Below are 8,786 nucleotides of genomic sequence, written 5' to 3' on the forward strand. Positions count from 1 at the left end.
ATTCTATCCTCGCGGGGAAGCGGAGGCGGAACGCTGAGGCACCGAGCCGAAAGCGCCTGTCGGCGCGAAGGCCGCTCGTAGCGGCGAAGTGTGGAGCCCGGGGCTTAACGACTCGGTGCGCGCCCCACTATACGCGGCGCGGTCCTCGCCGCGCCCCTGCGAAGGCGTGGCCTTCATGACACGTCCCGGCCCGCACGGCGCATATGCGACCATGGGGGTATGAGCACACAGCCTCCGACGCCCGAACTCCCCAGACGCAGGGACCGCGTGAGCGCCGGAGCGCACGGGCCCGCCTCCGAGAACCCGGTCGTCCGCACCAAGAGGGCTCAGGGCATGCTCGGCATGATCGACGCCCTCGCCCAGGACGACCTGCGGCGCAGGCCCGGAATGAGGCTCTCCGCCTTCACCGTCATGACGCTCTCACTGCTGGCCGTCCTCACCTGGCTCATCTCGGGCAGCGCCTGGACCCTGGGCGCTGTGATCGGACTCGCGGGCATCGCCCTCGTCCTCGGATGGTCGGCGCTCACCGGCATCGAACTGCCCATCGCCACGACGCTCATGCTCGCCGGCACCTCGGCCGTCCTCCCCGTCGTCGTCGCAGCGACAGGAGACCTGGGGAACGCCGTGCCGATCCTCGGGATCGCGGTGGTCGCGACCCTCGCGGCGACGATCTTCTCCGCGCCGGCGCCCCGGGAGCACTCCCTGCCGGAACTGCGCAAGACCGAAGCCCCCGAGCCCCCGGCCCATCGCAGGGCGAGACCGCAGACCGCGACCCGCCCGACGACGCTGTCCCTGGCTTCGGCCATGTCCCTGCTCGTCCTCATCGGCGGGGGAACCGCCTGGACCGCCATCGACGTCCTCGAGAACTGGGGGATTCTCGTCCCCCTCACATCGGCGATCATCGCCGTCGTCGTCTGGGGGGACCAGATCGGCCGGACCTTCCGCGCCCAGTCCTTCAGCGCCCTCGGCACCGGGGTCCTCACCGGCATCGCCACATCGCTCCTCGCCTACCAGCTCGGCCGCGCGACCTCGCTCATGCCGATCATCCTGCCCGGCGTCGCCCAGTCCCTCGGCCGACCAGTGGCCTTCGCGATCGTCGGCGTGGCCGCGGGCACGACGATCGCGCTCGCCGTCATCGTGGTCGACGGCGTCCTCGGCGATCACCTCGCCCGACGCCCCCCGCTCGGGACGATCTCACGAGGAGCCGCCAAGTTCCTCATCGCGGCGATCCCGATCTACGCGCTCGTGCGCATCGGCGGGATCTGAGACGCGACCCTCGCGGGCTCGCTTCGCGACCCGGGCCGGCGCGACCTAGGCTGGTCGCATGATCGTCATTCCCGCTGACCTGCCCGCCCGCCTCGCCCCGCTCGCCTGGATGCTCGGAACGTGGAAGGGCTGGGGCATGCGCGCCGTCGCCGGCGACGCCCCCGACACCGCCGTCATCGAGGAGATCCGCGCCGAGATCCGCGGTGAGCAGATGCTCTTCACGACATCCGTCTACGAGGGCCTTCCCGCCCGCGACGCGCAGATCGACCCGACCTGGGACGCCCCGACGGGCCTGAGCCGCATCGGCAGGGGAGAGCTCCTCTGGGAGGAGACCGCCTACATCTCGGTCATGCCTTCGACCGGCGAGCCGCCCCTTCCCGGGCAGTACGCGCCGCGCGAATTCACCGCGAGTTCGGCGACGATGAACGGCCTCGCCGTGCTGTGGGCGGGTGTCGGCGTCGGTCCGCGCGTCCAGATGGTCTCCGACGCGATCGCCAGGGGCGCGGGCGCCGAGGACGTCCAGCATCTCGACCGCATGTACGGCCTGGTTGCCGGTGAACTCATGTGGACCCAGGAGCGCACGCTCGCGGGGGCCGAGACGGAGGTCGAATACTCCGGCCGTCTCATGCGAACCGCTCAGGCGACCACCGAGTCCGGTGAGGAGATCGACGGCATCGATCACGACACCGAGGACGGCTTCCTTGTGTGAGCACCCCGCAAACGACGACCACCGGGCCTCGCCGATGACGCTCCTGCCCGGCGCGGTTCTCGACAGCGATGAGAGCGATGAGTCCGGCGCCGGACCCGGCGCCTGCGCCGACGATGCGCCGCCCTCGCCCCGCCCCGTCGCCTGGCACTACGGCGATCCCTCGGGCGAGCAGTGGGCGCTCGAAGCCGGGCGCGGACTCGTCGATCGCTCCGATCTGAGCGTCGTCACGGTCGCCGGCCCCGACCGGCAGACCTGGCTCACCTCGATCACGACGCAGGTCATCACGGGAATGGGCCCGGGGGACTCGCGCGAACTCCTCGTCCTCGACCCGCAGGGCCGCATCGAACACGCCGCCGCCGTCCTCGACGACGGTGCGGCGACCCACCTCATCACCGAAGGCGGTGACGCTCCGGATCTCGCCGCATTCCTCGACTCCATGCGCTTCGCCCTGCGCGTCGAGGTCCGCCTGCGTGAGGACCTCAGCGTTTTCGCGACCGCGGGTTCGGACGCCGACACCGCGGACGGCCTTCCGGGGCACGTGCTCACCTGGGCGGATCCGTGGCCCGGTGTCGCCGAGGGCGGGGCCGAGTACTTCCGGGGCGTCCACCCGGGAGCCGCGTCCCGGATGCGCCTGCACCTCGTCGATGAATCGCGAGCGGGCGAGTTCGTCGAGGCGTGGCTCGGAGCCGACGCGAAGCGCCGCCCCGCCGGGCTCCTCGCCTGGGAGGCGATGCGCATCGCCGCCTGGCGCCCCCGCCTCGGATTCGAAACGGACTCCCGTTCGATCCCGGCCGAACTCGATTGGCTGCGCACCGCCGTCCACACGGACAAGGGCTGCTACCGCGGCCAGGAGTCGGTCGCGCGCGTCATCAATCTCGGGCGCCCGCCGCGCAGGCTCGTCTTCCTCCAGCTCGACGGCTCCAGAGGGGACTTGCCCGAGCGCGGTGAGACGATCCGCCTCAAGGGGCGAACGCTCGGGGTGGTGACCTCGGTGGCGCGCCACGCGGAGCTCGGCCCGATCGCCCTGGCTCTCCTCGCGCGCAACGTCCCCGCCGACGCGGTCTTCGACCTCGACGGCATCGCCGCCGCGCAGGAACTCATCGTCCCCATCGACGGGAAGTCCTCGATCTCCCCGGCCGTCCGCCCCGGCGCCGGCCTCGCCAATCCGGCGCTGCGCCGGCACGACGCGTCCTCGATCGGCGGCCTCGGCGGACTGGGGGCCCGCTGATGAGGGCCGTCATCCAGCGCGTCTTACGCGCCTCGGTCAGCGTCGAGGACCGCATCGTCGGCGAGATCCGGGGGCCGGGTCTCATGGTGCTCCTCGGCGTCAAACGCGGCGACGGCCCCGAGCAGGCCGCCACCGTCGCCCGGAAGATCGCCGAGCTGCGCATCCTCGAGGACGAGGCGTCCGTCTCAGAAGCCGGCGCCCCCGTCCTCGTCGTCAGCCAGTTCACCCTCTACGGGGACACCCGCAAGGGACGGCGCCCCTCCTGGTCGCAGGCCGCTCCGGGCCCCGAGGCCGAGCCGCTCGTCGACGCGGTCGTGGCGGATCTGCGCGGCCGCGGCCTCGAGGTTGCGACCGGGCGCTTCGGAGCCATGATGCAGGTCGAGCTCGTCAACGACGGGCCCTTCACCGTCCTCGTCGAAGCCTGAGGACGCTCGCCGTCCACAACCCGCCCTCCCCGGGGCCGTCACGCCCTGGGCGAACTAACGCGCATCCGGCTCGGCGGGCACCTAGTGTGGGAACCAGTCGAGAACTCCGCACGCGCGGAGTTCGCACGAAGGCCCGCCCGCGACAGCGAGGGCCCGTCGAAGGGAACACGTGATGTTCGAACGCTTCACCGACCGCGCGCGCCGCGTCGTCGTCCTCGCGCAGGACGAGGCCCGCGGTCTCAAGCACAACTACATCGGGACCGAGCACATCCTCCTCGGCCTCATCAGCGAAGGCGAGGGCGTCGCAGCCAAAGCCCTCGAAATGATGGACATCAAGGGCGACGCGGTCCGCGAGGCGGTCGTCGAGCTCCTCGGCGAGGGCGAGAAGCCGGTCGAAGGGCACATCCCCTTCACCCCGCGCGCGAAGAGGGTCTTCGAACTCTCCCTGCGCGAGGCCCTTCAGCTCGGCCACAACTACATCGGGACCGAGCACCTCCTCCTCGGCCTCCTCAAAGAGGGCGAGGGCACGGCGACGCAGGTGCTCACCAAGCTCGGCGCGGACCTCGCGCAGGTGCGCCAGACGGTCATCCAGCTCCTCTCCGGCTACCAGCGCGGCGAGGGCGAGGGCCGCGAGTCCGTGGGCGCGGGAGTCGGAGGATCGGGCGGGCCGGATCGCGCGAACTCCGCGATCCTCGAGCAGTTCGGCCGCAACCTCACCCAGGCTGCGCGCGAGAACAAGCTCGACCCCGTGATCGGGCGCCGCACCGAGATGGAGCGCGTCATGCAGGTCCTCTCGCGCCGCACGAAGAACAACCCGGTCCTCATCGGCGAGCCGGGCGTCGGCAAGACCGCCGTCGTCGAGGGCCTCGCCCAGGCGATCGTCCACGGAGACGTCCCCGAGACGATCAAGGACAAGCAGATCTACAGCCTCGACATGGGCTCCCTGGTCGCGGGTTCGCGCTACCGCGGCGACTTCGAGGAGCGCTTGAAGAAGGTCCTCAAGGAGATCCGCACGCGCGGGGACATCATCCTCTTCATCGACGAGATCCACACCCTCGTCGGGGCGGGCGCCGCCGAGGGCTCGATCGACGCCGCCCAGATGCTCAAGCCCATGCTGGCCCGCGGCGAGCTCCAGACGATCGGCGCGACCACCAACGACGAGTACCGCAAGTACATCGAGAAGGACGCCGCCCTCGAGCGCCGTTTCCAGCCGGTGAAGGTCGACGAGCCGAGCGTCGAGGAGACCGTTGCGATCCTGACGGGCCTGCGCGACCGCTACGAGGCGCACCACCGCGTCATCATCACCGACCAGGCGATCGAAGCGGCGGCCGAGCTCGCGGACCGCTACATCTCCGATCGCTTCCTGCCGGACAAGGCGATCGACCTCGTCGATGAGGCGGGCGCCCGCCTGCGCATCCGCCGCATGACCGCCCCGCCGGAGCTGCGCGAACTCGACGAGAGGATCGCCGAGGTCCGCCGCAACAAGGAGTCCGCGATCGACGACCAGGACTTCGAGAAGGCGGCGGCGCTGCGCGACGAGGAGTCGAAGCTCGGCGAGGAGCGCAAGGCGCGCGAGGCCGCCTGGAAGGGCGGTGAGAGCGACGAGATCGCCGAGGTCACCGAGGAGGAGATCGCCGAGGTCCTCGCGATGTCGACCGGCATCCCGGTCTTCAAGCTCACCCAGACCGAGACGACGAAGCTCCTCAAGATGGAGGAGGAGCTGCACAAGCGCGTCATCGGTCAGGACGAGGCCGTGCGCGCCCTCAGCCAGTCGATCCGCCGCACCCGTTCGGGCCTGAAGGACCCGAACCGTCCGGGCGGCTCCTTCATCTTCGCCGGCCCGACCGGCGTCGGTAAGACCGAGCTGGCCAAGGCGCTCGCCGAATTCCTCTTCGGCGACGAGGACGCGCTCATCCAGCTCGACATGTCGGAGTTCTCCGAGAAGCACACGGCGTCGCGCCTCTTCGGCGCCCCTCCCGGCTACGTCGGCTACGACGAGGGCGGTCAGCTCACCGAGAAGGTGCGCCGCAAGCCCTTCTCCGTCGTCCTCTTCGACGAGGTCGAGAAGGCGCACCCGGACATCTTCAACTCGCTCCTCCAGATCCTCGAGGAGGGCCGCCTCACCGACTCCCAGGGCCGCAAGGTCGATTTCAAGAACACCGTCATCATCATGACGACGAACTTGGGCACGCGCGACATCAACAAGGGGGTCCTCACGGGATTCCAGTCAGCCGAGAACATGACGCACGACTACTCGCGCATGAAAGCGAAGGTCGCGGAAGAACTCAAGCAGCACTTCCGCCCCGAGTTCCTCAACCGCGTCGACGACACGATCGTGTTCCCGCCGCTCGACAAGGAGCAGATCAAGCTCATCGTCGACCTCATGATCGCCAAGCTCGCCAAGCGCATGGAGGCTCAGGACATGCGCCTGCAGCTCACCGACGCGGCTCGCGACCTGCTCGCCGACCTCGGCTTCGATCCGGTGCTCGGCGCCCGTCCCCTGCGCCGCGCGATCCAGCGGGAGATTGAGGACGCCCTGTCGGAGAGGATCCTCTTCGGGGAGATCACCGCCGGTCAGGTCGTCACCGTCGGCGTCGAGGGCGAGGGCAAGGAACGCAAGTTCACCTTCAACGGCCAGTGAGACCGCGGCCTCCGGTCCCGTCCTCGTCATCGACGAGGGCGGGACCGCTTTTTCTCAACGCTGCCGGGGAGCGTCCGAGGGCGAGTAGCATGTGAAGCCACCCCTCCGGGGGAGGCGATGCTACTCAGCGATTCGAAGAGGAGTCCCATGACACGCAGAGTTCCCATTTCCCTTCTGGCGGCGAGCGCGCTCATATTCTCTGCGGCGACGCCCGCCCTCGCGCAGGACGCCGCACCGCTCGACGCCCCGCAGTCCGCGCCCGTTTCGGCGGAGGCCCCGCAGAGCGGGACCGGAGCTGATCCGGCTCCCGAGGGCTCTTCGGCGGCCGCCGAAACGCCCGTCGACGCGGCTCCCGCTCCCGAGGCGGCCCGCGCGCCCGGAGAGTCGATGACTCTCGATCTTCTTGCGATCACCGACTTCCACGGGCACATCGAAAGGGTCGTCGACAAGAAGACCGGCGCCGTCAAGGAGCCCGGTGCGCAGACCCTGGCCTGCGAGGTCGACAAGGCGCGCGCGGCGAACGCGAACACCCTCTTCGTCTCCAACGGGGACAATGTGGGCGGTTCCGCCTACATCTCCTCCATCCTCAAGGACCAGCCGACGATCGACGTCCTCAACGCGATGAAGCTCGACGTCACCGCGGCGGGCAATCACGAGTTCGATCAGGGGATCACCGATCTCGCGGGGCGCATCATCCCGGCCATGGACGCCCCGGTCCTGTCGGCGAACGTCACGGGCAACGACGTCCTGAGCGCCGAGGGCGCCGGAAAGGGCACCTTCATCAAGGACGTCGCCGGCGTGAGGATCGCATTCATCGGCCTGGTCACAGAGGAACTCCCGACGCTCGTGTCGGCCTCCGCCCTTTCGGGGCTGACGATCGCGCCGACCGTGGAAACCGCGAACGCCCGGGCGGCCGAGCTCAAGGCCGCTGGAGTCGATCTCGTGGTCGTCCTGGCCCACATGGACGGCGCTCTCAACGCGAACAGCTTCTCCAATGATGTCGACGCTTTCGTCGGCGGCCATTCCCACCTGGAATACGCGCAGGTCATCGACCGTTCCGGGAAGCCCTTCGCCGTCGTCCAGCCCGCGAATTACGGCGCCCTCCTCGGAAAGATCTCCTTCTCCCTGAAGAAGAACGCCGAGGACGAGTGGACCATCGCGGCCGTCACCGCCGAGAACAAGGACCTGAGCGCCTCGGATTGCGTGAGCCACCCGGAGGTCGCGGCCATCGTCGCCAAGGCGAAGACCGAGTCGGAAGCGGCCGGTAAGGCGGTCGTCGCGCAGCTCGGCTCGGATTTCCTGCGGGGCACGAACACCGGTACGGACACGGGGGCGAACCGCTCCACGGAATCCACCGCATCCAACCTCCTCGCCGACTCCTTCCGCTCCTGGGTCGGCGGGATCGTCCCGGATGCCGTGCACCGCGTCGGCCTCATGAACCCCGGTGGCGTGCGCGCGGATTACGCGGCGGGCGACCTCACCGAGGGGCAGAGCTTCACGGTCCAGCCCTTCGGCAATGAGATGGGCTACGGGACCTACACGGCGGACCAGCTCAAGAGGGTCCTCGCCCAGCAGTTCCAGCCCGCGACCTCACGCTCGGCGCTCATGCTGGGCGTGTCCGACAACGTGAAGGTCTGCCTCGACCAGGCGGCGGTCGCCGAGCTCGAGGGGTACTGGAAGCAGATCAGCGGCCTCCCCAAGGAAGAGCGCCCCGAGCTCATCAAGAGCCTTCAGAATCAGATTGATGACGCCCGCTCGCGGGTCATCTCCTGCCTCTTCGTCGACGGCGTCCAGCTCGGAGCGGACGACCCCGTCGTCGTCGCCTCGAACTCCTTCCTCCTCGCGGGGGGCGACGGCTTCACGGTCCTGTCCGAAGCGCCGATGACGAACACCGGCATCCTCGACCGGACCGCGACCTCGACCTACCTCAAGGAGCTCGCGGACAAGGGGACCCCCGCGAAGGCCGACCTCGCCAAGCGCCAGGTGGGAGTCTCCGGCAAGGTCGAGGAGGACGGCTCGATGACGATCTCCCTGGCCGGTCTCCTCTTCTCGGCGACCAGCGAGCAGGGGAGCGGAGCCGCGGCCAAGACCGTGAGCGCCCTCGTCAAGATGCCCGATGGATCCTTCACGACCCTCGCGAGCCAGGACGTCGACCCGGCCATCGCCGCCGAGCTCCCCGACACCGGGACCGCGGTCCTGAAGGGGATCCGCATCCCCGCCGGGACGCTCGTCTCCGAATGCGCCGATCCGGCACTCAAGGGGAGCAAGTGCACGGACATCGTCCTGAGGGTCACCACCGCGGACGGGCAGACGCGGGACCTGCCGTGCCCGATCACGGCGCTCGCACCCGAGCCCGCCCCTGCTCCCGCGCCCGCGCCCACGCCCACGACTCAGGCTCTTGCCAAGACCGGTGTTGACGGCTCCGGGTTCATCGTGGGCGTCCTCGCCCTCGCGCTCGCGGGAGCCGCGCTCAGCCTGCGCAAGCGCTGAAACCGGTGCTTGCTCGGGCCCATCGCC

Annotated in this window: 6 protein-coding genes; all 6 read left to right on the forward strand. The window is 69.7% G+C overall.

Annotated features, from left to right (window positions below; all coding sequences use genetic code 11):
- Positions 1–219 precede the first annotated feature (219 nt).
- The 6 genes from ACQY7V_RS02095 to ACQY7V_RS02120 all read left to right on the forward strand — a co-directional run bounded on the left by ACQY7V_RS02095 (position 220) and on the right by ACQY7V_RS02120 (position 8,759).
- Positions 220–1,266 (forward strand): hypothetical protein, encoded by a 1,047-nt coding sequence (locus ACQY7V_RS02095; RefSeq protein WP_303772913.1) that lies wholly within the window; start codon positions 220–222, stop codon positions 1,264–1,266.
- A 58-nt stretch (positions 1,267–1,324) separates the two neighbouring features.
- A complete protein-coding gene (locus ACQY7V_RS02100; protein ID WP_303772912.1) occupies positions 1,325–1,975 on the forward strand; it encodes an FABP family protein in 651 nt (216 codons plus the stop codon).
- A 34-nt stretch (positions 1,976–2,009) separates the two neighbouring features.
- Positions 2,010–3,203: a YgfZ/GcvT domain-containing protein gene (locus ACQY7V_RS02105; RefSeq protein ID WP_303772929.1), complete on the forward strand. Its 1,194-nt coding sequence runs from the start codon at positions 2,010–2,012 to the stop codon at positions 3,201–3,203.
- Positions 3,203–3,628 carry a D-aminoacyl-tRNA deacylase gene (gene dtd, locus ACQY7V_RS02110; RefSeq protein ID WP_303772911.1) on the forward strand — a complete coding sequence of 142 codons (426 nt, stop codon included), beginning with the start codon at positions 3,203–3,205 and terminating at the stop codon, positions 3,626–3,628. The genes ACQY7V_RS02105 and dtd overlap by 1 nt, the downstream gene beginning before the upstream one ends.
- Positions 3,629–3,800: 172 nt before the next feature.
- The gene (locus tag ACQY7V_RS02115) at positions 3,801–6,269 is read left to right on the forward strand and encodes an ATP-dependent Clp protease ATP-binding subunit (RefSeq protein WP_428638672.1); all 2,469 of its coding nucleotides are present in this window, start codon (positions 3,801–3,803) and stop codon (positions 6,267–6,269) included.
- Between the two features lie 147 nt (positions 6,270–6,416).
- Positions 6,417–8,759 carry a bifunctional metallophosphatase/5'-nucleotidase gene (locus ACQY7V_RS02120; RefSeq protein ID WP_303772909.1) on the forward strand — a complete coding sequence of 781 codons (2,343 nt, stop codon included), beginning with the start codon at positions 6,417–6,419 and terminating at the stop codon, positions 8,757–8,759.
- The last annotated feature ends 27 nt before the right edge of the window (positions 8,760–8,786 follow it).

This window comes from Schaalia sp., from assembly GCF_050312375.1.
Lineage (GTDB): Bacteria > Actinomycetota > Actinomycetes > Actinomycetales > Actinomycetaceae > Pauljensenia > Pauljensenia hyovaginalis.